Origin of the sequence: Rhizomicrobium electricum (assembly GCF_011762045.1) — a bacterium.
In the GTDB taxonomy this organism is placed as follows: domain Bacteria; phylum Pseudomonadota; class Alphaproteobacteria; order Micropepsales; family Micropepsaceae; genus Rhizomicrobium; species Rhizomicrobium electricum.
The window spans coordinates 69,727-94,377 of sequence record NZ_JAASQS010000010.1; the positions used below are offsets into that span (position 1 = coordinate 69,727).

Annotated in this window: 17 protein-coding genes; 5 read left to right on the forward strand and 12 right to left on the reverse strand. The window is 59.9% G+C overall.

From position 1 onward, the window contains the following. Positions 1-62 precede the first annotated feature (62 nt). The 5 genes from FHS84_RS18950 to FHS84_RS18970 all read right to left on the reverse strand — a co-directional run bounded on the left by FHS84_RS18950 (position 63) and on the right by FHS84_RS18970 (position 11,605). A complete protein-coding gene (locus tag FHS84_RS18950) occupies positions 63-1,061 on the reverse strand; it encodes a DUF3617 domain-containing protein (RefSeq protein WP_166937109.1) in 999 nt (332 codons plus the stop codon). Between the two features lie 10 nt (positions 1,062-1,071). Further along, positions 1,072-3,936 carry a TIR domain-containing protein gene (locus FHS84_RS18955; RefSeq protein WP_166937110.1) on the reverse strand — a complete coding sequence of 955 codons (2,865 nt, stop codon included), beginning with the start codon at positions 3,934-3,936 and terminating at the stop codon, positions 1,072-1,074. Positions 3,937-3,993: 57 nt separating this feature from the next. Continuing rightward, the gene (locus FHS84_RS18960) at positions 3,994-5,667 is read right to left on the reverse strand and encodes a RyR domain-containing protein (RefSeq protein WP_166937111.1); all 1,674 of its coding nucleotides are present in this window, start codon (positions 5,665-5,667) and stop codon (positions 3,994-3,996) included. 4 nt (positions 5,668-5,671) lie between these two features. Beyond that, positions 5,672-8,575, reverse strand: coding sequence for a TIR domain-containing protein (locus FHS84_RS18965; RefSeq protein ID WP_166937112.1), 2,904 nt, complete (start codon positions 8,573-8,575; stop codon positions 5,672-5,674). Positions 8,576-8,728: 153 nt separating this feature from the next. Beyond that, entirely contained in the window at positions 8,729-11,605 is a 2,877-nt protein-coding gene (locus FHS84_RS18970; RefSeq protein ID WP_166937113.1) for a toll/interleukin-1 receptor domain-containing protein, read from the reverse strand. A gap of 355 nt (positions 11,606-11,960) precedes the next feature. Between FHS84_RS18970 and FHS84_RS18975 the strand changes: the two genes are divergently transcribed. Then, positions 11,961-12,746 carry an N-acetylmuramoyl-L-alanine amidase family protein gene (locus tag FHS84_RS18975; RefSeq protein ID WP_166937114.1) on the forward strand — a complete coding sequence of 262 codons (786 nt, stop codon included), beginning with the start codon at positions 11,961-11,963 and terminating at the stop codon, positions 12,744-12,746. A 55-nt stretch (positions 12,747-12,801) separates the two neighbouring features. Here the strand turns inward: FHS84_RS18975 and FHS84_RS18980 are convergent, their stop codons facing one another. Together FHS84_RS18980 and FHS84_RS18985 are read right to left on the reverse strand one after the other, a co-directional pair. Then, positions 12,802-13,149 (reverse strand): conjugal transfer protein TraD, encoded by a 348-nt coding sequence (locus FHS84_RS18980; RefSeq protein WP_166937115.1) that lies wholly within the window; start codon positions 13,147-13,149, stop codon positions 12,802-12,804. Then, positions 13,073-13,396 (reverse strand): conjugal transfer protein TraD, encoded by a 324-nt coding sequence (locus FHS84_RS18985; RefSeq protein ID WP_166937116.1) that lies wholly within the window; start codon positions 13,394-13,396, stop codon positions 13,073-13,075. Before FHS84_RS18985 ends, FHS84_RS18980 begins: the two co-directional genes overlap by 77 nt. A 168-nt stretch (positions 13,397-13,564) precedes the next feature. Between FHS84_RS18985 and traA the strand changes: the two genes are divergently transcribed. The 3 genes from traA (at position 13,565) to FHS84_RS19000 (ending at position 17,955) form a co-directional block, all read left to right on the forward strand. Then, positions 13,565-16,546 carry a Ti-type conjugative transfer relaxase TraA gene (gene traA, locus FHS84_RS18990; protein WP_166937117.1) on the forward strand — a complete coding sequence of 994 codons (2,982 nt, stop codon included), beginning with the start codon at positions 13,565-13,567 and terminating at the stop codon, positions 16,544-16,546. Positions 16,547-16,565: 19 nt separating this feature from the next. Further along, a complete protein-coding gene (locus FHS84_RS18995; RefSeq protein ID WP_166937118.1) occupies positions 16,566-17,306 on the forward strand; it encodes a DUF6118 family protein in 741 nt (246 codons plus the stop codon). Positions 17,307-17,676: 370 nt separating this feature from the next. Next, entirely contained in the window at positions 17,677-17,955 is a 279-nt protein-coding gene (locus FHS84_RS19000) for a helix-turn-helix transcriptional regulator (RefSeq protein ID WP_166937119.1), read from the forward strand. On the opposite strand, the gene FHS84_RS19005 is transcribed toward FHS84_RS19000, so the two are convergent. The 4 genes from FHS84_RS19005 to guaB all read right to left on the reverse strand — a co-directional run bounded on the left by FHS84_RS19005 (position 17,925) and on the right by guaB (position 23,754). Further along, complete coding sequence (locus FHS84_RS19005) at positions 17,925-19,274, reverse strand: tyrosine-type recombinase/integrase (protein WP_166937120.1); 1,350 nt, start codon at positions 19,272-19,274, stop codon at positions 17,925-17,927. The genes FHS84_RS19000 and FHS84_RS19005 overlap by 31 nt on opposite strands. A 220-nt stretch (positions 19,275-19,494) precedes the next feature. Further along, the gene (gene guaA / locus FHS84_RS19010) at positions 19,495-21,039 is read right to left on the reverse strand and encodes a glutamine-hydrolyzing GMP synthase (protein ID WP_166937121.1); all 1,545 of its coding nucleotides are present in this window, start codon (positions 21,037-21,039) and stop codon (positions 19,495-19,497) included. A gap of 30 nt (positions 21,040-21,069) precedes the next feature. Then, positions 21,070-22,239: a methyltransferase domain-containing protein gene (locus FHS84_RS19015; protein WP_166937122.1), complete on the reverse strand. Its 1,170-nt coding sequence runs from the start codon at positions 22,237-22,239 to the stop codon at positions 21,070-21,072. Between the two features lie 36 nt (positions 22,240-22,275). Beyond that, the gene (gene guaB / locus FHS84_RS19020; RefSeq protein WP_166937123.1) at positions 22,276-23,754 is read right to left on the reverse strand and encodes an IMP dehydrogenase; all 1,479 of its coding nucleotides are present in this window, start codon (positions 23,752-23,754) and stop codon (positions 22,276-22,278) included. 475 nt (positions 23,755-24,229) lie between these two features. Here guaB and FHS84_RS22105 point away from each other — a divergent pair, with 475 nt between their 5' ends. Further along, on the forward strand, positions 24,230-24,352 hold the full coding sequence (locus FHS84_RS22105) for a hypothetical protein (RefSeq protein ID WP_279589366.1): 123 nt from the start codon (positions 24,230-24,232) through the stop codon (positions 24,350-24,352). Positions 24,353-24,360: 8 nt separating this feature from the next. Here the strand turns inward: FHS84_RS22105 and FHS84_RS19025 are convergent, their stop codons facing one another. Then, positions 24,361-24,519, reverse strand: a complete 159-nt coding sequence (locus FHS84_RS19025) for a hypothetical protein (protein WP_166937124.1) — start codon at positions 24,517-24,519, stop codon at positions 24,361-24,363. Positions 24,520-24,651: the final 132 nt, after the last annotated feature.

Below are 24,651 nucleotides of genomic sequence, written 5' to 3' on the forward strand. Positions count from 1 at the left end.
TGCGCACCAAACAGGACAAAACCTGCGATACTTAGCGTGGGTTGGCCCATACCAATGTGCCTCTATTGCTTTGTGTCGATCGCCGCCCCAGCCGGAGGTGTTGTCATGCCTGCAGCAGGACAGTCTTGCGAAACATAATGCGATTTGAGCACCCCGGACATTGTTATGGTCTCCGCCCCTGCAGGCACCGTTTGGAACACCTTTATGGAATAATGCTCACTGTCTTGGCGCGTGAGTTCGGCGGAAAACGTCGCCCCCGGCGTTTTGCAAACGCCATCCGCGATAATTGTATCGCCTTTGATGCGAGGTTTGGAAAGAGGGCAGTCATCGTTCAACTTCGCCTCCATGAGGCCCCGTTCGAGCTCGCCGGAAATACAGTCGTGAAAATCGTGGTTACTGTTAATTAGAGCTATCAAATTGTCGAACTGTTCCTGCACCGCCGCTCGCTTGTCTTCCGGCAGCCGCGGAATGACACGCTGCGTCACCTCTTTTATGTTGGATGTATAGCTCACACTTGCTTCCCAGTGTCCAGGCTTGACCCTGTGCGAGTCTTTGAGGAACGCGTCGAAACTTGGCATCGGATCTGATTTGCTCTCTTTCGGACAGTTGGTGGATACGAATGTGACATCGGCCTTGCTGTACATCGAAACGTTTTCGCCCGTCCCCGTAATTGTCATGTTGTAATGCTCGGGCGCATCGATGGTCATATGTATGCGCGAGGTGTTTCCAGCACAGGTGAATTCGGCATCAAAGCTGCGTTCACCGAATTTGAACGGCTTGGACTTGCAGTTAGCCGGCATCTTGTCCGCCACGATTTTCGACACATCGCCGTTGGTGCAGAAATAGTCGGTTCGGATAACTTCGTTGTTGTATCCCAACGACTTCAGGTACGCGGCCATATCGGCCGGCACCCCGTCCATCGGCAGTTTCGCGTCGATCCGCATTCGGCTTACCATTTTCCAGTATCCGGGTTTCAACTGTGTCATCATCGTGTCTGCCGTCGCGGAGCACAAAATCAAGGCACCGCAGGAATAGGCAATAAATTGGAGCGGCCGTTTCATCTTCTGACCTTCATTGACATGTGTCGCCCATCGCCGGCACCATCCAGCGATAGAGCGGTTTGATAGGTTCGAACCACTGCGAGAAGCGCAGAACCGGGGTACCAGTAAGGAAGTATTGGCTTCGTTCGGAGGACGTGAGTGCGCGACCAGAACGGGCAATGCGTCGACGGCTGGCATCGATCAGTGTCTGGCAGCGCGGAATGGGATCCCACTTGCGGAATGTACCGTCCCAGGATGCTGTGAGGATATGGTCGTTATCCACCGCGAAGGCGGCGCTCGACACGACATCGACATGGCCGCGTAGAATGTCGAGCTTCTTTCCCGTCGCAACATCCCAAACGGTCGCGGTCTTGTCACCGGACGCAGTGACAACCCGTGTTCCATCGGGCGAGAACGCGGCGCGATAGACCTGCGCCGTTTGGTGCAGAATCGAGATTTGCGTGCCGGTAGCAGCATCCCAAATCCGCGCCGTCTCGTCTTCGCCTGCGCTCGCCAAGCGCCGGGAGTCTGGCGAATAGGCCACCCCATTCACACGGCCGAGATGCCCGCGGAGGACTTTCAAGAGTTGGCCGCTGGAGCGGTCCCAAATGCGGATGTTTCCATCCGTAGAAGCTCCGGCGATGTGACGGCCGTTCGGAGAAATTGCTGTAAAGGTCGCAGCGGCATTACCCGTTTTCAAGGTAAGGGCCGTACGTCCGGTGGCGGCGTCGAAGACCACGATGGTGTTGTCGGTGCGGGTGGCGGCGATCGTGGTTCCATCAGCGGAGAATACGGCGGATCCGAAATACCCGCCGGGATAGGACAGCAACTGTCGCCCGGTTGCGGCATCCCATACACGAACGCTGCCCGCCAACGACGAGTCAAATCCGGTCGTGACGACGCGGGCCCCGTCGGACGAGAACAGCGCGGTGTTGATCATCACGCCTTGACTGCCGAGTACGCGTATCACTTTGCCTGTGCGGGCATCCCAGATCTGTGCCGTTCCGTCCATTGATGCGGTCGCAACGCGGCGTCCGTCGGCGGACCACCCAGCAAAGTTGATCTTTTCGCCCGTGACGAATACTCCGGGATCCGACCATATGCGGACGGTTCCGTCGTCCGATGCCGTGATCACGCGCGTGCCATCGGCAGACCATTCTGCCGAACTGACGCCGCCTGTGTGCCCGCGCAACACCAGAAGCGCAATTCCCGTCGACGCCGTCCAGATTCGGGCAGTGGTGTCGCGCGAGGCGGTAACGATCTGCCGGCCGTCGGACGAAAAGCGGGCCGAAACAACCTCAGCCTCATGTCCACGCATTACGACGCGGGCTTTGCCGGTTCTTGCATCCCAAGTGCGAGCCGAATGATCCCATGATGCAGTGACGATGGATCCTCCATCTGGCGAAAAGTCAGCAAACGTCAACCCTTCGTCGTGGCCTCGCAACACAGCGATCTGCTGACCCGATCTCGCGTCCCACACTCGTGCAGTCGCATCGCTAGAAGCGGTCACCACACGCGTGCCGTCTGGCGAGAACACGACAGACTTGATTTGGCCGTCATGGCCGCGCAGGACGACAAGGACCTTTCCGGTCGCGGCATTGCGAATCGTGGCCTCGTCCCAACTTGAAATCGCGATCCACTTGTCGTCGGGTGAGAAGCTGGCATAGCTCGCATTCACAAGGAATCCAGTGATCACCGACAGCTTGCGCCCGGTTGCGGTATCCCAAATGCAGACGGATTTGTCGTCATACACCGCGACAATACGCTTGCCGTCCGACGACGGTGCGACCGAGAGAATCTTCGCACCGGGGTGCGCCATAGCGAGGATGCGCTGTCCGTGCACAATGTCCCACACCGTCACGGTACCTTTGGCCGAGCCCGTCACAACTATGCGGCTGTCGGTCAAATAACCACCACCGACCAGCGGCTCACCAACATTGATCTGCCCGATTTCATGCATATCTCTCCAAGCATGGCTCAGAGCAGCCAGCGCTTCCCGTTTCAGGGGGCGGGATGGCGCCGAGATCTTTTCCGGCAGCGCTTGCAGCGCAAGCATCATTCCGAGTCCCGCATCACCGGACGTGGTCGCCGTATCGGCGTCCCTCGCCAGGAACTGCGACTGGGCGATCAAAGCGCTGTTGCGGGTGGTTTCAGAATCGACGAGAGCGAATAGCGACAGCACAAGCAGCGCCGTCAAGGACAATGCGATAGCCCCCGAGAGCGCCGCCGCCCGGCGCATGCGTCGCCGCTGTGCCTCATGCTCACGCTGACGCAGGACATCGTAGCCAACACCGAGCAGTCCAGCCAGCAATTTTAGCCTTGCATTCTCCTTGCCGTCGCCTTCAGCACGGACGTCGGCTGCTATCGGCTCATTCCGCCTGGTCCCGAGGTTACCTTCCTCATCTAATTTAAATTTCAGAGCACTCGGGAAACACTCTCTGGGATAATCCCGTGCCACGCCGAAGGCCGCTGCAAAGCCCGGTTTCTGAAGGTCTTCGAGCGCAGGCTCGTCATCCGCATTTGGAACGCCATCTACGACCAAGGCGAGAATCCGATTCTCCCGCCCCTTGCGTTTGAACGCGAGGATTTCCTCATTCACCCACCGGCTTGTGACCGCACGTGGTGAACAGATGACGATGAGGTATTCAGATGCATCAAGGGCTGCAACGATCTGTTCATTGAGATCCGCTGAAGACGGCAATTCCTCCCGGTCACGAAACACCGGAAAGACGCGAGGTGGAATCTTGCCGTTCCGCCCTTGAGTGCCTGCGAGGCGCTTCGGAACGCGATAGCTCTCCAGCGCTTTATGGAGCCAGTCGCCCCATTTCTTATCTTTGTGGCTATAGCTGATGAACGCGGCGTACTTTTGCGCGCGCGCTTTCGCCTCTTGCGGCATTGCCCCCTCCCGCAGATTGACACTCAGCGTCGACACCCGCCAAAACAAAGACGTCTTTCAGTGCGACCTCGACAACCCGCCCTTTTTTCGCTTCAAGATTTTATCCAGCAGACCAATGAAGGCCCGATCGTAATCCTTCGTCGCCTCGGTGAGTTGATCGAAAGGCTTTATATCCGGGTGGTGCTTGCGGACATTGTCGCGAGGCTCGCCATGGCGCCAGCCGCTGATGCGCCGGTCGGCGATCCATCGCTCATGCTCAAGTTCTGCCAGACGTTCGCGTTCGGCCGGGTTGCGGTACAATGACTCGCCGGGGGCAAGTGCAGGCAGGCTCTTCCAGACGTCATGCTTTGCCATCCAGGCACGCACGTCGAACCCAGCCTCGAACAGCTTGGCATAGATGTGAGCCACGGCCCGGCGGTTGGAAATGCGGTATTCCTCTGCCAACTCGTCCCAAGGCTTCGACGCGGGACCATTGCTAGGCGAGGTGGCCAAGTAGGCTCGATGATATTCGCGCTCGGCAATATCATCTTCTTTGGCCAGAAAGCTGCTCGCCGCGATCATGTCCGCAGTGGTGCCAAATGCTATGATTTCATTTGGCTTCAGCGTGCTGCCGGGCGCCGGCCTGTCGATCTCGTGAGCGCCATGGAGCACGAAAACCGGCGCGGCAAAGACAGCTTCGCGCGCTTGCGGAACGAACGAAAGAGCGGTGGCGAGCGAACGCCTGCCATCGTCGAACAAGACGTAAACGGCTGTCACCGGCGCGTTTTCGGCCAGTCGCCCGATGTTGCCGGCAAAGCTTGTGCTGGTATCGAGATAACCCGCCGGAAGGAGGTGGATATCCGCTTCCACCTCGATCTCAGGATAGCGGCTCGCTAGCCGTGCCCTAAATTCATCGGGGTTTGCGCAAAGCGCGCTGAATATCAACTTGCCGAAGGTGAGCGTGCGAGCAGTGAGGATCATTTCGCAGATCAGTGCTTCCAGCCAATCATCGTCTCCCATCAGCATGGCATGGACACGCTGCTGGCCCGCATCTTTGGCCAGCAAAAAAGGCGGATAGCTGCGCACAACATAGCGCGCAGCCAGGCCGGGTTCGGAAAAGGCACTCAATCGTTCGGCTCCGGGCAAATTGCGCAAAGTTTCGGCAAGCCAGAAATCATGCGCTCTGACATGGACTTGGGTGCGAGGGTAATGCCGCTTGGCTGCCAAAGCGAGATCGATTGCCTTAGCGTCATCGGTGGGCGCAACAACGATCGCCTGCGCTTTCGTGGCCCCTGTGGAGTGCAAATTGCGGGGGCCAGCGAACGGCAGCCGGACAAGTCCACCGCTCGAATGTACTGCATCAGTCAAGCTGCGCAGATGCACGACCGAAGCGCCCGGCGCTTCGCTCAAATCGTCGGCGAAGGCGCTGTCACCTACCACGATCAAGTGGCCACGCTTGAGGGCTGCGCCGAGGCGGATCAGATTTTGCCGGAACAGCCCCAGAAACACGATAAACACTGCCAGCGGCCCGACGATCACGCCAAGAAAGCGCGCCGCCTCAAGCGCCCAATTGGCGTCGTGATGTTCTGCGAGGAGTTCATAGGTTTCGCCGGCGTCGATTGTCCTAATGGCGAGGTAAATTTTGTCGGTGAACGGCACCTGGCCGCTCCAGCCATAGAGGCCGAGCGCAATGGCGGTGGCCGACAACAGACCCAACAAAAGAAGAAGCCGCAGGCTGTGTTTGTGTTCCATTGGATCAGTTCGCCTTGTTCAAGAAGGACAGATACGTGCGCAACTGGTCGAGCCAGCGTTGCGGCGCTGACAGCTTCGGTTTGGCGCCTGGCAATGGCGGCACGCCGGGAATGCCCTCGCAAACATCGCGGGTTGGATCAGGCCATTCGGCCTGCAGCAGCGGGTCGTTTTGGATTTCTGCAGCACTGAAACGGCGGCCGCCGCTGCCCAGAACAATATTGCAGGCTTCAGTTGCGGCTTGGGCCCAATCCTTCACATACAGCGAAGAGTCCCAATGCAATATCCTTCCGCTATAATCTGCGGATACGATGCGGTGATCGTTCGGCAAAAACACGACGGTCACGACGGCGTCGGCATGCCCCTTCAACGGTTCGCCGATCTGCTTGCCGGTACGAGTGTCCCAGATGCGGATTGTATTGTCCCACCCCCCCGATACGATGCGGCTGCCGTCGGTCGAAAAAGCGACGGTTGAAACAGCTGCGGTGTGCCCCGTCAGTGGCGCGCCGACCTGTTTTCCGGTGCGCGCATCCCAAAGACGTACAGTGTTGTCGCCACTTCCCGACACAACGCGACTGCCATCCGGCGAAAAAGCGACCGATTCGACAGGGCTGGTATGGCCGGTGAGGGGGGCGCCAATTTGTTTTCCGCTCCGCACATCCCAAATGCGAATGGCATTATCGATATCACCCGACACGAGATATCGACCGTCGGTCGAAAATGCGACGCTTGAGACTTCTTCGTCGTGCCCTGAGAGGGATGATCCGATTTGTTTTCCGGTATGAGCATTCCAAATAACAATGCTCGCGTCCCTTGACCCTGTTCCGGCCCCAGACCAATCCATGCCACTTCCCGACGCAATCAGGTTACCATCCCGTGAAAAGGCGATTGATCGTGCTCCACCTTTGAGTGCCGTAAGCGGCGATCCGACTTGACTCCGCGTACGGACATCCCAAATGCGCACGGTGGCATCCAGCCGTCCCACAAACATGCCGACCGGGTTTATCCGGCTGCCCGACGCGAGACGTTGTGCATCAGGAGAAATCGCTACCGAAGAAATCTCATCGGTATGCCCAATGAATGGTGCTCCGACTTGATGTCCGGTCTTTGTATCCCAGATACGGATACCGGCGTTGAAATCTCCGGACACAATTCGGCTGCCGTCAACGGAAAATGCAAAACAACTGAACGACGTTCCTTCCAGGAGCGTGGCGCTAATCTGCTTATCTATGCGGGCATCCCACAGACGGACTGTAGAATCCCAACTTCCAGATACGATCGTGCGGCCATCTGGTGAATAGCCTACAGATCTAACTGTACTTGTATGCCCCGCAAGAGCATCTCCGATCTGTTTGCCTGTGTGCGCATTCCATATGCGGATGGTACCATCCCAACCCGCTGACACAATTTGGCTGCCGTCAGGCGAATAAGCGACCGAGCCAACTACGCCGGTGTGCCCTTCAAGAGGCGGCCCAATTTTTCGGCCGGTCTTTGCATCCCATATTCGGATCACATTGTCGCCATCACCCGTCACAACGCGGCTGCCGTCAGGTGAAACAGTAAGGGATCTGGCAACACCTTCGTCCAGGATCAAGCCGATCTGCTTGCCGTTCGTCGAATTCCAGATTCGGATTGTTTTGTCGTCGCTCGCGGAAAAAATGCGACTGCCGTCCGGTGAATATATAACGGCATTTATATGGAATTTATGTCCTACCAGAGACATGGCTGCCGGTATGCCAGTGCGCCAATCCCAAATTTGGATATTGTGATCCAACCCTCCCGAGACTATGCGGCTGCCATCAGGTGAAAACGAAATTGTACTGATCGACGATCTGCCCGTGAAGAACTCGCGTATCAGTTTGCCAGTCGCCACATTCCATACGCGAATAAAGCCGTCGCTGTTTCCTGCTGCTACCTGTGCTCCATCAAGCGAAAAGACGACTGATTCAACGATATTGGTGCGCGAAGTCGCCAATACGTGCGTTTGACTGCCGCTTTTCACATCCCAAATGCGCAACGTGCCATCGGCACTACCGGTCGCAATACGTCTGCCATCGTGTGAAAAGACAACCGAATTAACAGAGCCAGTGTGTCCTTCTAGAACCCTGCTCTCATGCGTGGCATCGAGCGCACTGAGAAGGACATCATGATACTCCGGACCATTTGCCGGAGCGAGTTTCATACCGGCAAGGGCGTAGCGCATTGCGAGCAGGGGATCGCCGTGTTTCACAGCAGATTCGGCGGCTATTGCTACGAAGCGATTGAGCGCGTTGTTGGCTTTCTGGGTGTTTGCCTCCGATTGCTGCCAGAACCAGCCCGCTGCCACAGCCATCCCCGCGAACACCGTCATGCCCAGCCCTGCCAGCGCTAAACGCTGCCGTTGCGCCCGTCTTTCGCGATGCACCAGATCGTCGGGGTTCACCCCCAACATTCCGGCGATGATTTTTATCGCGCCGTTTTCGCGCCCGTCTCTGCCGGAGCGCAGATCGGCATTGAGATTTTCGCCAGCCGCTTCCAACGCCGGGGGATAGCAACCGGGCGGATCGCCCTCGACGATCACCGGGATGATGCGGCCCTTGCCCAGCCGCCTGAACTCGGCAATCTCGTCGTTGACATACAGGCTCGCCGCCGCGTTCGGCGAACAGAGCACAATCAGCGCTTCGGAAGCGGCCAACGCTTCAAACAGCTTCGGCGCTAGCGGCTGGCCGGCGGGTAATTCCTCGCGGTCACGGAAAATACGTCCTAAGCGCCGGCCCCACAGCGCCCGCTTGCCGTATCCGGGCGCGACACCACCGGGAATGCTGTAGCGTTCAAGACACCGGTGCAGCCAAGCGGCGATTTCCTCGTCCTTATGGCTGTAACAAATATACGCCGCGTATTTGAACGCGCTCTTTTCGTTCTTCCCCGCCACGCACGCCCCCAACTCTTCCCGTCAGAAGAGAATACATCGCGTTTCCCAACTGGTCACGTTCTGCCCACATAGCTTTTAGCAATTCAGAAACCGGCCCAATCTTAGAACAACTCCAAAAGCCAACACTGCAAACCAGGCGGCGCTGGTTCAGCGTCACCGGCATTGATCCCCAGTTTGGGGGATCATCCAAGCAAATAGCGGGCGCAAATGCGCATAGGCACGCGTGAGCACATCATCATTCTGCCGGTCGAGCGAATACCGGGCGCGCTCCTTTTCGGTGAGCACGCGACCTATTCTGGCGATGCGGGCATTGCTGTCGTCGATCAGTGCCTGGCAGCGCGGAGCAATCGGCCAGACACGGGCCGTTCTGTCGGATGAGGCCGTAACTATGTGCCTTCCATCCGGCGAGAACACGGCGGCGTTGACATCATCGCCATGACCCTTCAGCTCCAGAAGAAGTTTTCCGCTTGCCGCATCCCAAAGGCGCACCGTTCTGTCGCTTGACGCGGTGACGATGCGCGTACCGTCGCGTGAGAAGTTTGCCGAATAGATGAAATTCTCATGGCCCCGCAACACGGCAAGCTGCGTTCCGTTGGCAGCATCCCAAACGCGCGCCGTCGCATCGGTTGACGCGGTAACGATACGCTTTCCGTCAGGCGAGAACGCCGCAAAGGTCACAAAATTATCGTGACCGCGCAGCACCATGAGTTCCTTGCCGCTCATGGCATCGACCACGCGTGCGGTCTTGTCCCACAACGCGGTGACGATGCGCTTTCCGTTTGGCGAGAACGTTGCATAGTTTACGGCGCTGCCGTGACCGCTGAGCACCAGAAGCTGCTTGTCACTCGCGGCATCCCAAACACGTGCGGTTTCGTCAACCGACGCCGTGATGACCCGCATGCCGTCCGGAGAGAAGACGGCGGATGCGATGGGGGCTTCGTGCCCCTTGAGCACTATAATTTCATTTCCGGTGCTCGCGTCCCAAATGCGCGCGGTCGTATCCGCAGATGCGGTGACGATACGCATTCCGTCAGGAGAGAAGGTGGCGAAAGTAACAGGACCCTGGTGGCCTTTGAGTACCAAAATCTGCTTGCCGCTGACCGCATCCCAAAGGCGGGCCGTCGCATCTTCCGACGCCGTAATGATACGCCTGCCGTCCAGCGAATATGCGGCGGACTGAACCGTGTTCTCATGTCCCTTGAGGACTAAGAGCTGATTTTGGCTCACCACATCCCACAGCCTCACCGTCTTGTCATCCGAGGCGCTCACCACGCGCGCGCCATTCGGGGAGAAGGCTGAGGAATTTACGGTTTCCGCATGACCACGCAGCACCAAAAGCTGTTCTCCGCTTGCCGCGTCCCAGATACGCACGGTCTTGTCCGGTGAGGCGGTCACGATGCGCCGGCCGTCGCGCGAAAAGGCGGCCGAGATCACGGAAGCCTCGTGACCGCTGAGCATCGAGAGTTGCTTACCGCTTGCGGCGTCCCAGATGCGCGCGGTCTTATCGCCAGATGCGGTGACGATTCGCCTGCCGTCCGGCGAGAACGCGGCGGAATGAATGGTGAAGCTATGCCCTCTTAGGACCGCTATCTGTCTGCCGGTCGCGGCGTCCCAGATGCGCGCTGTTTGGTCAACCGAGCCGGTGACGATCCGCGTACCGTCCGGCGAGAACGCGGCGGACAAGACCTTATCTGCATGACCGCCAAGCAACAATAGCTGCTTGCCGTTTGCCGCATCCCAAACGCGTGCGGTCTTGTCCCAAGATGCGGTGACGATGCGTTTGCCGTCCGGCGAAAAAGCGGCAGATTTTACGCAGTCGGCATGACCGCCAAGCAAAACGATTTGGCTGCCGCTCGTCGCACTCCAAATGCGTGCCGAGTTATCGCACGACGCGGTGACGATGCGCTTTCCGTCCGGCGAATAGGCGGCAGATTCGACTCCGCTTGTGTGCCCCCTGAGTGTCAGGAGGTCCCGGCCGTTGGCGATATTCCAAATACGCGCGGTATTGTCCCAAGATGCGGTAACGATGCGCGTACCGTCTGGAGAGTAGGCGACGGAGTTGATGCCGCTGGTATGATCAAGCTGCGCCGAAACCTCTTGCGCTTCGCTCCAGTTTCGTCTGAGCTTTGGGTCGCTATTCAGGTCGGAGATTTCACGTAACTCGATCCATGCCTGACTGAGTGCAGCAAGTGCATCCATCGACAACGGCCGTGATGGCGAATCCAGCCGCTCCGGCAAAGCCTTAAGCGCGAGCAACATCGCCAGCCCGGCATCGCCCGATGCGGTAGCTGTCTGCGATTCATGCGCCAGGAAACTCGACTGCGAAATCAGCGATGCGTTACGTGTCTTTTCAGACGTGATCGCGAACAAAACGGATAAAACCAATAGGCTCGCGAGCCCTAGGACCACACTGCCGGAAATCATCACGCGTTTTCTGAACTGCGCGCGCTGTGCCTCCAAATCGCGTTGCTTAAGCGCGTCATAGCCGATGCCCACCAAGCCTGCGATCAGCTTGAGCTTGGCGTTCTGTTTGCCGTCGGCACTGGGGCGCGCATCCGCGGCAATTGGTTCGGTACGTTCCGCCGAGAGATTGCCATCGGACCCGAGCTTGAATTTCAGCGCTGGTGGAAAACACTCGCGTGAAGCAGTTTGCGGATCGCCGGCCGCACTCGGTTCGCCATCGACGATGACGGCGAGAATGCGGTTCTCCCGCCCCATGCGCTTAAAAGCCAGGATTTCCTCGTTCACCCAATGGCTTTGCGCTGCATGAGAGGAGCATATGACGACCAAATAGGCGGAATCGTTCAGCGCATTGACGATCTGCGAATTGAGATCGGCGGAGGAAGGAAGCTCATCACGGTCGCGAAAAATTGGATAGAGACGCGCTGGAACCGGCCCGTCGCGTCCGTCCGTACCGACGAGGCGTTTGGGAATCCGATAGGATTCGAGGGCCTTGTGCAGCCACGCGCCCCACTCCTTATCCCTATGGCTATAACTGATAAATGCGCGATATTTGTAGCCTTGCCCCATACGCTCCGCCCCCTCTCACGGCCTGCCCTGACACGGTGGACAGGTCATTCCCTCCGTACGCTAAGACGATAGAATAGGACACGTAGGTCGTTGGGACATGCATCGACTGTGCGACACCTGGAACCAGGGAGCTTATAGGAATTTCCTTATCAACTGCGCACTAAGATCATTTTAGCAATTTACCGGGGAACGCCTTGTGTCGGAAGGGCACTGTGCCCCCCGACCTTTTTTTGCAGGTAAGGCCAAATCTGTCCGAGCGACTATCTGGAGATCTGGCAGGACATGCGATCAATTAACTTTCGCACGCGATGTCGATACCGCTACGATTAGCCAAGCACGATTCTGGGAGGGTACAATGTGCAGATATGCAGCCGCCATTCTCGTGTGTCTTTTCGTCGGCAGTTTTGTAGGCTTTCGAGCTTATGCGGGCCAAAGTTTACATTGCGACCGTGTGCATGATGGTCGAAAGCTTATCCTTATTGATCCAGGTCATGGTGGTGTCGACAAGGGCGTCACGAACAAAAACGGCGTTGACGAAAAGACCCTCGCGCTCGTCGAAGCACAGACGCTTTCTGCGAGGCTGTTGCAGCGTGGTTATTCGGTTTGTCTAACGCGCAAATCGGATGAGCTGCTAGCTTTGAACGAGCGGCTGGAAATAGTGATACAGGCTCATCCCTCCTTGTTTATTTCGCTCCATGTCAACTACAGCGGTGATCCTTCCGTGAGCGGTGCTTCGGTGTATGTCTATACCAACAGCGAGAGCGGGAGCATGCTCAAGGAGGAGAATATCGGCACATCAAACCCCGATGGTCGCTCCTCGGATGCTCCCAGCGGATTTGTTACGCCAACCGTCTCGCGCCACACCGCCAATCTTTCCGGCTCGTTCGCCGAAAAGCTGACAGCAAGACTAGCTGACGTGACGAATATGCTTCCCAACGGTTCGATTCGGAGCGCCCGTCTGAGCGTGCTTACGACGCCGGAAATCCCATCTGTGCTTCTAGAAATGGGCTTTCTGTCCAATAATGCCGAGGCTGCTCGGTTGAAGTCCGCGTCCTGGCGAGCAGCTTTGACCGATGCCATCGCTAACTCTGTTGATGACTACTTCCACGTGAAGCAAAATAGGGGTGGTAGATCGCAATAATTTTCGCGTCTTTGTTCGGTGCCGCACTATTGCTGAATCAGTCACGCCCGCACGCTCAATTTCGCCCTCGCCCACTCGGCCCCGCCGGTTCCACTCCTCTTGCCACATCTTCTTCGTTGAATGCTCGTCCACCCCGCCGCCTCCAAAGAATAATCGTCTGCTCGCAATTTTCACTTTGACGGGTGAGTGCGAGTTCTAGGAATGCCCCGTAGAGCGCAGTCCGATCGTCCTTGGTGAGTTCGACAAGGCCGGATTTGACGACCAGCCCGCCGAGTTCGATCAAATGCCGAGTACGCTCGCGCCGTTTCACGACCCAATCTCGCGTATCAATTCTTGCCTGCTCCGCTTCGAGACGGCGCAAAGAGGCTATCGCTCGCTTGAGTGCTTTCCGGTTGGCTTGCATCAGCGCTCTGAGCGGCTTTTGCCTTCCGAAAGAACTCTGCCCCCGCTTTCTTCCAGGTCTGCTTCTGTGCGGTTTCGGTGGATTGAACCGCCGCGATCAATGCACCGGCTAAAGTTTCGATGTCGATCGCGTCGGCACCGGTCGCAACGATCAGATCGCCGAGCTGTTTGCGTTTGTTCTCTTTGAGAGCCTTGGTCTTTTCGGTGAGGGTTTTGAGCGCGGCGTCAAAATCACGAGGTTTGCGCATGGTGGGCTCCATCATTCCTTGCTGTCTGGATAATAACGTGAGCTCTTGCCGAACGCGCCATTGAGCGTGAGACAGTCTGGTACCAAGCGATCCCTCACGGGATTTTTTCTCGTGAGGGCGCGCTTATACGTCGTGCCGACGTGCGCTTCGAAGCGTATCTGTGTGGCTATGGCGATCTACCACTTCTCGGCCAAGGTCATCAGTCGTGCCAACGGATCGAGCGCGCTGGCCTCGGCTGCCTATCGCTCCGCGGGGCGGCTCTATGATGAGCGCCTGGATCGACATCACGATTTTACCGGCAAAAGCGGCGTGGTTCATTCCGAAGTATTGACGCCCGAGAATGTGCCGGATGAGTTCCACGATCGCGAGCAGCTCTGGAACGCCGTCGAAGCCTGCGAGAAGCGGCGCGATGCCCAGCTTGCCCGCGAGATTGAATTCGCCATTCCGCGCGAGCTCGATCAATCCCAAGGAATTGAACTCGCGCGAGACTTTGTCCGGGACGAGTTCGTCTCGCGTGGCATGATCGCCGACCTCAATGTGCATTGGGATATCGGCGCGGACGGTCAGGCCAAGCCCCACGCCCATGTCATGCTGACCATGAGGAGCGTCGACGAAACTGGATTCGGCGCCAAGGTGCGCGAATGGAACCGCAGCGAGCTTTTGGAGCATTGGCGGGAAGCCTGGGGCTCCCATGTCAATCAGCGGCTTCGGGAACTTGGAATCGAGGCGCGGATCGATCACCGCTCCTTTGAAGACCAAGGCATCGACCTTGAGCCCCAGCACAAGATCGGCCCGGCGGCCACGCGGATGGCCGGGGATGGGCTGCAATCGGAGCGGCTCGACGACCATCGCCAAATTGCCCGGGAAAACGGCGAGAAGATCATCGCCAGTCCGTCCATTGCCCTGGATGCCATTACCCATGGACAGGCAACCTTCACTCGGCGGGATTTGGCAATGTTTGCCCATCGCCATTCCGACGGGCTGGAGCAGTTCAATGGCGTGATGGCGGCGGTGGAAGGCTCGCCGAAATTGGTCCGACTTGGGAGGGACGGCCACGGCGAAGATCGTTTCACCAGCCGGGATATGGTTCGGATCGAAGAGCGCCTTCACCGCTCGGCCGATCGTCTGGTCGGACGGGAACACCACGAAATCTCGGAATATGCCCGGGATCGGGCTTTGGCCGCGGCCGAAAAGAGGGGTTTGGTGCTGTCCGGGGAGCAGCGCCGGGCCCTACTCCATATTACGGACGGGCGAGACCTGGGCCTCGTCATCGGCTACGCCGGAACTGGCAAATCGGCGATGTTGGGCGTGGCCAAAGAGGCGTGGGAGCATGCTGGGTTTGAGGTGCGCGGGATTGCACTTTCCGGTATTGCCGCCGAGAACCTGGAGGCCGGTTCCGGGATCGCCTCTCGCACCATTGCCAGTCTGGAGCACCAATGGGCGCAAGGCCGGGAGCTTTTGGACCGCAATCATGTGCTGGTGATCGATGAAGCCGGGATGGTTGGCTCACGGCAATTGGAGCGGGTTCTCTCAGAAGCCGAGCGCCGCGGCGCCAAAGTGGTTCTGGTTGGTGACCCCGAGCAGCTCCAGGCGATTGAAGCTGGCGCTGCCTTCCGGTCTCTCAGCGAGCGCCATCCCCATGTCGAGATCACCGAAATCCGCCGCCAGCGCGAGACCTGGCAGCGCGAAGCCACAAGGCATTTGGCGACCGGGCGGACCGACGAAGCGCTTCAGGCCTACCGCGACCGCGGCATGGTTCATGTCGAGCTGACACGCGACGAGGCACGGGCCAAGCTCATCGAAAGCTGGGATCGAGACCGGCAAGCCTCTCCCGGCAAATCCCGCATCATACTCACCCACACCAATGAAGAAGTGCAAAGCCTCAACCAGTTGGCGCGGGAGAGGCTCCGGGAAGCCGGAAATCTAGGTGAAGATGTCGCCATTACGGTCGAGCGTGGGAAGCGAGACTTTGCGGCTGGCGACCGGGTGATGATGCTCAAGAATGAGCGCAGCCTTGGCATCAAGAACGGCACCCTTGCCACCGTCGAACGGGTCACCTCCTCCCATATGGACATCCGTTTGCATGACGGGCGGCAGGTCGGGTTCGACTTCAAAGACTATAACCAGCTCGATCACGGCTATGCCGCCACCATCCACAAGGCCCAAGGCGTCACGGTGGACCAGGTGCATGTGCTGGCAACACCGGGTTTGGATCGTCACGCTTCTTACGTGGCGCTGTCTCGTCATCGCGAGCGGGTGGACCTGCATTTGGGCCGTGACGACTTCACCGACGACGACAAACTTGCTCGCGTTCTGTCGCGCGAGCGGGCCAAGGATATGGCGAGCGACTACGGCAGGGATGCGCGAGCCCAAGTTCGCGAAACGGACCGCGGCCAGTCGCGTGACATCTCCACCGCGGATCAGCACCGCCATCAGGTAACGCCGGAACAAAATCGGACGCGCGATGCCGGACAGCAGACCGCCGAGACTAAGCGCGGATTGTTCGTGACCTTCCGGCCGCCAATGCCGCCGCCGGATCGGGGAATAGACTCGCATCGTGCCCCAGAACGCACGGCGGTTCCCAAAACGTTGGTCGGTGCGCCCGAACGGGCCGCCGAGCGAGATGCCGCCATTGGCCAATATGGCCGCGCGCGGACCGATATTGACCGCATGAGTGCGCGGCAACTGCCGGTGCTGCCGGAACAGGAACGCGCTCTCGAAAAAGCGCGAAGACGCCTCGACGAGGTGCGACCCAAACTGGCGGCCGATCTGGAAAGTGCGATCGCTCACGATCCCACGCTGCTTTCCGATGCCGCCAAAGGGCAGACAAACCGGATCATCCGGGCTCTTCAAGCCGAGGTCGAAATCCGCACCAATCCGGCGCTGCGCGCCGACCGGTTTGTCGCCGAATGGCAAGGGCTCTCGAAGGCGCACGATCGGCTAGAGCGGGCTTACGATTTTGAGGGTGCCAAGGCAGTACGCGCCAACATGGCCGGGATGGCGAAATCCCTGGAGCGCGACCCGCAAGTCGAATCGATCCTGCGCAATCGAAAAATCGAATTGGGTCTTGGGGCACGGGAAGGACCGAGTATCGGCGCCGAGCTGATGGACCAGTTAGGCCGGGGCCGAAATCGGGGGCTTGGCTTGTGAACATGATCTGGAGATGACCATGACAGATGGACCCGAGGTTTTGCCCAACGCAGTGACGCCAACACCGGCAACCCAAGAGCCGAAAGCTTCCCTCGCCGAAGATCCCGCGGCGGCGGCGTTCGAGGCACTTCGTGAGGAAGTGGCGCTCGCCCGCCGCGCCGTTGCTGGTCTTGCTGCCGAACGCGCCACCATCCCCGATTACAGCGAAACCCTGGGACAGATTTTGAAAGCCTGCACCGCTGCGGCGTGGCACTTCAAAAAGCTCGGTGAGTTGCTAGGGTTGCACCTAACGCCGGAGAATATCGGTCGGCAAATTGATGATGCGGCCGAAAGCGCCAGGCGGGCCAATCATGCAGTGCTGACCGGCGCGAGCGCTGCGTTACAGCAGGCGACGCGGGACCTGAATAGCTATTTGCAGTCGGCGCGCAGCGCGAAGTCGCAGCGCATTTGGCTCGTCGCTACGGGTGCAGCGTGCCTCATCACCGGCATGATCCTCTGGGCGGTTATCGCAGGGCTTATAGTTCAGTCCCCTCCAGTCGATCATCGATCGCCTGAAGCAAAAGCCGCCGCGATTCTCGGTATGGAACAAACGGCGGCCGGAGAACATCTGATCCAAGCCTCCGCGCCCGCGCTTTGGAACGATATTGTTCTCGGCAATCGCATTGTTGTTGCTAACAGGCACGCGTTGGATGCCTGCCTGAAAAGCACCAGCAAGCAGCGCAAGCGCTGCGTGATCACAATGCCTGCGGCAGAACGATAATCGACCAATGCCGCCGTCGATCCGATCCAGGCAGAAGTTCCGCTTCCCACACACTGTCAAGACTGGCGCTTCGCGCCACCGCAGAGCGGCTCGCGGCCTTGACAGAGAGTGGGCAGCGGATAGTGGCTTGGGATCGGATCGACGGTCAGCTATGGCTTCTTGAGAAAGGTTCAGTAGTCGGGGCCCCCGCAATCACGTCTGGCGCAAAATATTTTTGCCGGTTCCAAACCATACCGACGGCACGCTCGCGTGCGTTGTCGCATCCCTTAATGCTCCGCAATACGCCAAGAACAATAATGGGCCACCACAACTCGCGTTGACTTCGATGGCGCACCGACGAACATAATCCTCACGCTATCGAGGATGTTTCATGCCGGAGCCCGAGAAGATTTTACGAATACGAACGGTGCTGACCCGCACCGGTCTTAGCCGATCGACCATCTATCGCAAGATCGCCGAAGGCACGTTCCCCGCCCAGCTTAAGATCAGCACCAATGGCTCGGGCTGGCATGAATCCGACATCAATCGCTGGATCGCTAATCCCGCACGCTGGCGAGCCACAATTGACAACGACAAATATTCCAAACGGGATGACAGAATAGACGCAAACGACGTAGTTCAGAGATCGTCATCCAGTTCATCGTCGTGAATTTCGGAGGCACGTCGCTTCGCGTCGGCGATCAACTCCTTGGCGGTTTCGCCCCTCACCCAAGCATCGAGCATATCAGCCCAGCACTGCAGCATAACCTTCCGCTCGGCGAGATACCGGTTCACGTTGTAGATGGCCGCGATCCGGTTTCTGGGCGCGTGGGCCAAACTCATCTCAATCCAACGATCATCGAACTTGGCACGGTTCAGGCCAGTCGAAAACGTGCGGCGCAGGTCGTGAACGCCAAAGCTCTGAAAATCAGGATCAGTCACCCGGATACGCTCTACTACCGTGTCGATCACACGGTTGAGCGTGGCGTTGCTAATGGGCGTGTCGCTGTCGTATCGGCCGGGGTGCAGGTATCGGCTGGCACCGAACATGGTGCGGAATACCGTTAGAATGTCGAGCGCCTGATCGCTTAGCGGAACGACATGCGCCTTACCGGCCTTCATGCGCTCGGCTGGGATCGTCCAGCGCGCGGTGGCGAAGTCGATTTCCTTCCACGTGGCGTCGATGAACTCCGACTTACGGACGCCGGTCAGCAGGACAAACTTCACCGCTAAGCGCAGCGTGGGCGCTGCCGATACATGATCCAAGGCTCCCAGGAACGCGCGGACCTCGGAAGGTGACAGGGCGCGCTCGCGCGGCTCGAACGTGGCGATGGCGCTGGTGCGGATCGACTCGGCCGGGTTGCTCACGTCCAGCCCGCATCCCTGGGCATGGCGGAACACCAGTAACACGACCTCGCGAACATGCACGGCGACGGCCGGCCCACGCCTCTCTTTGACCTCGTCGCACAGATGTTTGAGGCGTTGTGGCGTCACCTCCCCCAGCTTGAGCTTCGAAAACTCTCCCGCGATGGCGCGATCATAAACCGATCGGCGCATCGCCAGGGTGCTGTCGGCCAGTTTCTCGGCCCCAGACTTAGGATCGGCTTTGTGCTTAAAATAGGCTTCCGCCCACCCACCGAACGTCAACGCCTTGGCTGATGCGGTGCGTTTCTCCACCTTGGCTTTTGACGGCGACTCGCCCCGCTCGACCTGACGCCGAGCCCGCGCCAGCAGCGACCGTGCCTCCGCAAGCGACACCTCCATGCCGTAATCCAGCGCGTCGGGCGCCCGTGTCAGCTTGTGCGCCGACGCGGCGCTATATCGGCCGATAGTCAAGACCTCCTGCCGTCCATTCACCCGGTACTGATATCGGAACGAAACGACCCCGGTTGGGGTGACGGCCGCGTACATCCCGTCGCGGTCCGTCACCTTGTAAAGCTTGGCCCTCGGCTTGAGATTTTTCAGTTCTTTATCAGTGAGTTCGCTCATAAATCCGCATCCGGTCGGGGGCGAACGGATACCATCAGGAGGAGCTGTTGGTACCGGAAGCCCGTTTCTCGACCATCCTGCGCCATACCAACATCGGTACCAACAAAGTGGCTCGGTTGGGGTGACATGCAGCGACACGGGGTGGAAAAAATAATCCTTGTCAGTAAACGAGTTCGTGCGATTTCCGGCACGGAGCGGGATGGTCTGAAACCACCTTAATTCACTCCCACTCGATGGTTCCCGGCGGCTTCGAGGTGATGTCGTAGCAGACACGATTGATGCCCTTGACCTCGTTGACGATACGGGTCGAGACGCGGGCGAGGAAATCGTGGCCGAAGGGATAGAAGTCGGCGGTCATGCCGTCGGATGAGGTGACGGCGCGCAGCGCGCAGACGTAATCGTAAGTGCGGTCGTCGCCCATCACGCCCACGGTCTTGACCGGCAGCAGCACCGCGAACGCCTGCCAGATTTCGTCGTAGAGACCGGCGGCGCGGATCTCTTCGAGATAGATGGTATCGGCCTTGCGCAGGATCTCGAGTTTCTCGCGCGTGATCTCGCCCGGAATGCGGATGGCGAGACCGGGGCCAGGGAAGGGATGGCGGCCGACGAAGGCTTCGGGCAGGCCAAGCTCGCGGCCGAGCGCACGCACTTCGTCCTTGAAGAGTTCGCGCAACGGCTCGACCAATTTCATCTTCATGTGCGCCGGCAGGCCGCCGACATTGTGATGGCTCTTGATCGTCGCCGACGGGCCGCCCGTGGCCGAGGTGGATTCGATCACGTCGGGATAGAGTGTGCCTTGCGCCAGGAACTCGGCGCCGCCCACTTTTCCGGCCTCGTAATCGAACACGTCGATGAAGCCCTTGCCGATGATCTTGCGCTTCTTTTCGGGGTCGCTGACGCCGTGAAGCTGTTCGAGGAACATGTCGGAGGCATCGGCATGCAAGAGCGGAATGTTGTAGTGGCCGCGGAACAGGCTGACCACCTGTTCGCTTTCGCCCGCACGCATCAAACCGGTGTCGACATAAATGCAGGTGAGCTGGTCGCCGATGGCCTCGTGGATTAACACCGCCGCGACGGAGGAATCGACGCCGCCGGAGAGGCCGCAGATCACCTTACCTTTGCCGACCTGGGCGCGAATGCGGGCGATGGCCTGTTCCTTGAAGGCCCGCATATTCCAGTCGGGTTTGATGCCGGCAATGCCGACGACGAAGTTGCGCAGGATTTCGATGCCGCGCGGGGTGTGCGCCACTTCGGGGTGGAACTGCACGCCGTAAAACTTGCGCGCCTCGTCGGCGATGACGGCGTAGGGCGAATTCTCGCTGGTCGCCACCACTTCGAAGGCCGGCGGGATCGAGACGATCTTGTCGCCATGGCTCATCCACACGGGCTCGCGGCCGGACGGGTCGCCGAGACCAGCGAGCAGCGGCGACTGCTTGCCGATCACGATGTCGGCGCGGCCGAACTCGCGGGCATGACCACCTTCGACGCGCCCGCCGAGCTGGGTCACCATCGTCATTTCGCCGTAGCAGATGCCGAGCACCGGAACGCCTGCCGTGAACACGCTTTCCGGCGCCCGCGGAGAACCGTCCGCGTGCACGCTCATCGGCCCGCCGGACAGGATGATGGCTTGCGGCTTCTCCGCCAGCGCGGCCTCCGCCTTGTTGAACGGAACGATCTCGCAATAGACGCCGATCTCGCGCACTCGCCGCGCGATCAACTGGGTGACCTGAGAGCCGAAGTCGAGAACGAGGACGGGAGCGGACATGGGATAATTCCTGCGGGCGTTGGGGACGAACTATGTAGAGCGGCGCAATACGGCTGTGAAGAACCCGTCGGTCTGGGTCCGGCGCGGGCTGGCGTGGAAGAACGTCTCGCGGTCCGAGACCGGGACCGGCGCGAATTCGGGGTGGGTGCCGAGAAAGGCGGCAATGTGCTCGTCGTTCTCGCACGGCAGAACCGAACAGGTGGCGTAGACCAAGCGTCCGCCGGGAGCGACGAACCGCGAGGCGTCCGCGATCAGCTTGGCCTGCAACGCGACCAATTGGGCCAAACGTTCCGGCGTGAACCGCACGCGCAGTTCGGGCTGACGGCGCCACGTACCGGTCCCGCTGCACGGCGCATCGAGCAGAACGAGGTCGTATTGCACCGGCGGAAGCGACGTCGTCGTGCGGATGATGCTCACACCAGCCCGCTCCGCGCGCGGGCCGATCATCGCCAAACGGCCGGCTTCGATGTCGTGGGCGACGATCTCGCCTTTGTTGTTCATAGCGGCGGCGAGCGCCAAGGCCTTGCCGCCCGCGCCGGCGGCGTAATCGAGCACGCGCATGCCGGGCTTGGCATCGCAGAGGGCGGCACAAATTTGCGCGGCTTCGTCCTGGAATTCGAAATGCCCGGCGGCAAACAAACCGGACGCGGAAAGTTTGGATGTCGTCGCACCATCAAGACGCAAGCCGGTCGCGGCATGCGGCGTGGGCGTGGCTTCGAAGCCTTCCGAGGCGAGCGCGGTGACGAGCGTTTCGCGCGCGGTCCTTAACGTGTTGACGCGAATGCCGACCGGCGCGCGCGGCTGCATGGCCGCCATTTCGGCGAAAAGATCGGCGCCGAACGCTTTGGTCAGTTCCGGTTCGAGAAAGGCGGGAAACTCGCCCTCGACATGCAACGGCGGATCGCGCGGCGGCGCAGCGAGTGCGGCGGCTTCTTCTTTGGTAAGTGCAGCCGGTGCATAGGACGCACCGGTGAAGAAATCGGCCGGATCGGCACCTTCCGCCAGAAGCGAGGCGATCACCCGCGCGCGCGGCGAGGCTTCGTTCATCCGCCATGCATACGAACCGGCATGGCGGAAGCAATCGAACACCCGTTCGGCCACCGCAGCGCGATCCTTCGAGCCCGCATACCGGCGGGCGCGAAAGTATTCGCGCAACACGCGGTCCGCCGGTGCCGCCGTCGTTTCCAGCGCAGTCAACACGTCAATCGCAGCCTGGAGACGGGCGGCGGGGGTCAATTAATGCGCTCCCGGATAGTTCGGGCTTTCGCGCGTGACCGTCACGTTGTGGACGTGGCTTTCGGAAAGACCGGCGCCGGTGATGCGCACGAACTTGGCCTTCTCATGAAAATCGCCGATGGTGGCGCAGCCGGTGTAGCCCATCGCGGCGCGCAGGCCGCCGATGATCTGGTGGATCACGCCGGCGACCGGGCCCTTGTACGGCACCTGGCCTTCGACGCCTTCCGGCACCAGCTTCAACGTGTCCTTCACTTCCGACTGGAAATAGCGATCGGCCGAACCGCGCGCCATCGCGCCCAGCGAACCCATGCCGCGATAGCCTTTGTAGGAGCGGCCCTGGAACAGGAACACCTCGCCCGGCGCCTCTTCGGTGCCTGCGAGCAGCGAGCCCACCATCGCAACGGACGCGCCCGCCGCAATGGCCTTCGCCAGATCGCCGGAGAACTTAATGCCGCCGTCGGCGACCACCGGAACGCCGTGTTTGCGGCATTCTTCCACCGCATCCATGATCGCCGTGAGCTGGGGCACGCCGACGCCCGCCACGATGCGCGTGGTGCAGATCGAGCCGGGGCCGATACCGACCTTGATCGAGTCCGCGCCCGCATCGATCAGCGCCTTGGCGCCGTCGGCGGTGGCGACGTTGCCGCCCAGGACCTGGGTGTAGTTCGAGTGCTTCTTGATCGCCGCGATGGTGTCGAGCACGCCCTTGGAATGGCCGTGCGCGGTATCGACCACGATCACATCGGCTTCCGCTTCCATCAGCGCCATGGCGCGGCGGATGCCGTCTTCGCCGGTGGAGGTCGCCGCCGCGACGCGCAGGCGGCCGCGCTCGTCCTTGCAGGCGTTGGGGAATTTCTGCGCCTTCTCGATGTCCTTCACGGTGATGAGGCCGATGCAGCGATAATCCTCGTCGACCACCAGGAGCTTCTCGATGCGGCGCTCGTGCAGCAGCTTGCGGGCGCGGCCCATCGAAACGCCGGGAGAGACGGTGCAGAGATTGTCCTTGGTCATCAGGTCGGCGACCTTCTGGGTCGGATCGATGGCGAAGCGCACGTCGCGATGGGTGAGAATGCCGACCAGCGTGCCGGCATGGCCCGGCGTCGCCCCCACCACCACCGGCACGCCGGAAATGTTGTGCTGCTCCATCAGATGCAGCGCATCGGCGAGCGTGGCATCGGGCGAAATCGTCACCGGGTTCACCACCATGCCGCTTTCGTAGCGCTTCACCCGGCGGACGTGCTCGGCCTGCTCCTCGATGGAGAGGTTCTTGTGAATGACGCCCATGCCGCCGGACTGCGCCATGGCGATGGCGAGGGGGGCCTCCGTGACCGTATCCATCGCAGCGGAGACCAGCGGGATGCCGAGTTCGACCGTCTTGGTCAGCCGCGTGCGGGTGTCGACCTGCCCCGGCAGAACTTCGGAGGCGGCGGGTACCAGCAGGACGTCGTCGAAGGTGAGAGCTTCCCGGATGGTGGTCATGGCGCGCACTCCTTTTCTATACGGGGGGCGCGCTCCGGCGGGCTGCGCGCCCGGCCTGGGTGAGATTGTGCAAATCCGGCGGCGAACCATAGCTCGTCGGCGGAAAAGCGAGGCAATCTCTGAAGCGCTGAGCCTGTACCAGCGAGTCGGTTCCGACGCAAGCACCTGAGCCGGGCCGAGGGTCGCAGGCAGCCACTTTATCTAGGGTTGGGCCGGCACAACTCCACAATGCGTTGAGAATTGAATTGAGGAATGGGCGTAATCACGGTCCCCCCTCCCCCCCAAAGCCGCGTCTTCACGTCTACGTTCACGTCAGGCCCGGCACTGTGCGGATTGTAGAACATATCAGGAACTCCGCAAGACGGCATCACGGCGCAGCACAGCAGCCCCCGCGGGCGGACATCTTCTGTTAACCGAGTTTAACAACCGGCCGTTAGCGCCCCGCAGCGTAAGCTTTGCGCCAGCGGAGTTGCGCATGTTCTCGTTGGTACTGTGGTCGGTCGTTGCGTACCTGGTCGCCGGACCATGGGGCGTCGTCATGGCCCTGCCGCTGATCCTGACGGCCGTCATCGGCCTCAAGACCCATCCCTGGCACTGAGCGCCGCCTCAGAACACGTGCAGCACCAGCGCCGCGATCAGCGCGACGAAAATCAGCGCCACGATCACCATCCCGAAACACGAGCCGATGCACGAGGTGATCAGCCGGATGACCCCGCCGATGATACCGGCGATGAGGTCGATCAAAGCGGTGATGACGGAGAACATGGGTTCTTTCGGGTTCTGCGCTACGCCTTAACACACTAAGACTGACGACATTATGCTGTTGAGCCAAAAACCACTGACAATGGCCAAATCATACCCAGATCGAGAATTAGTGCCAATCCAGATCATGATGGG

Excerpts from the sequence above, each read along its gene's own strand:
- FHS84_RS18950 (WP_166937109.1), bottom strand. The coding sequence starts at position 1,061 with ATGAAACGGCCGCTCCAATTTATTGCCTATTCCTGCGGTGCCTTGATT.
- FHS84_RS18955 (WP_166937110.1), bottom strand. The coding sequence starts at position 3,936 with ATGCCGCAAGAGGCGAAAGCGCGCGCGCAAAAGTACGCCGCGTTCATC.
- FHS84_RS18960 (WP_166937111.1), bottom strand. The coding sequence starts at position 5,667 with ATGGAACACAAACACAGCCTGCGGCTTCTTCTTTTGTTGGGTCTGTTG.
- FHS84_RS18970 (WP_166937113.1), bottom strand. The coding sequence starts at position 11,605 with ATGGGGCAAGGCTACAAATATCGCGCATTTATCAGTTATAGCCATAGG.
- FHS84_RS18975 (WP_166937114.1), top strand. The coding sequence starts at position 11,961 with ATGTGCAGATATGCAGCCGCCATTCTCGTGTGTCTTTTCGTCGGCAGT.
- FHS84_RS18980 (WP_166937115.1), bottom strand. The coding sequence starts at position 13,149 with ATGCAAGCCAACCGGAAAGCACTCAAGCGAGCGATAGCCTCTTTGCGC.
- FHS84_RS18985 (WP_166937116.1), bottom strand. The coding sequence starts at position 13,396 with ATGCGCAAACCTCGTGATTTTGACGCCGCGCTCAAAACCCTCACCGAA.
- traA (WP_166937117.1), top strand. The coding sequence starts at position 13,565 with ATGGCGATCTACCACTTCTCGGCCAAGGTCATCAGTCGTGCCAACGGA.
- FHS84_RS18995 (WP_166937118.1), top strand. The coding sequence starts at position 16,566 with ATGACAGATGGACCCGAGGTTTTGCCCAACGCAGTGACGCCAACACCG.
- FHS84_RS19000 (WP_166937119.1), top strand. The coding sequence starts at position 17,677 with ATGCCGGAGCCCGAGAAGATTTTACGAATACGAACGGTGCTGACCCGC.
- FHS84_RS19005 (WP_166937120.1), bottom strand. The coding sequence starts at position 19,274 with ATGAGCGAACTCACTGATAAAGAACTGAAAAATCTCAAGCCGAGGGCC.
- guaA (WP_166937121.1), bottom strand. The coding sequence starts at position 21,039 with ATGTCCGCTCCCGTCCTCGTTCTCGACTTCGGCTCTCAGGTCACCCAG.
- guaB (WP_166937123.1), bottom strand. The coding sequence starts at position 23,754 with ATGACCACCATCCGGGAAGCTCTCACCTTCGACGACGTCCTGCTGGTA.
- FHS84_RS22105 (WP_279589366.1), top strand. The coding sequence starts at position 24,230 with ATGTTCTCGTTGGTACTGTGGTCGGTCGTTGCGTACCTGGTCGCCGGA.
- FHS84_RS19025 (WP_166937124.1), bottom strand. The coding sequence starts at position 24,519 with ATGTTCTCCGTCATCACCGCTTTGATCGACCTCATCGCCGGTATCATC.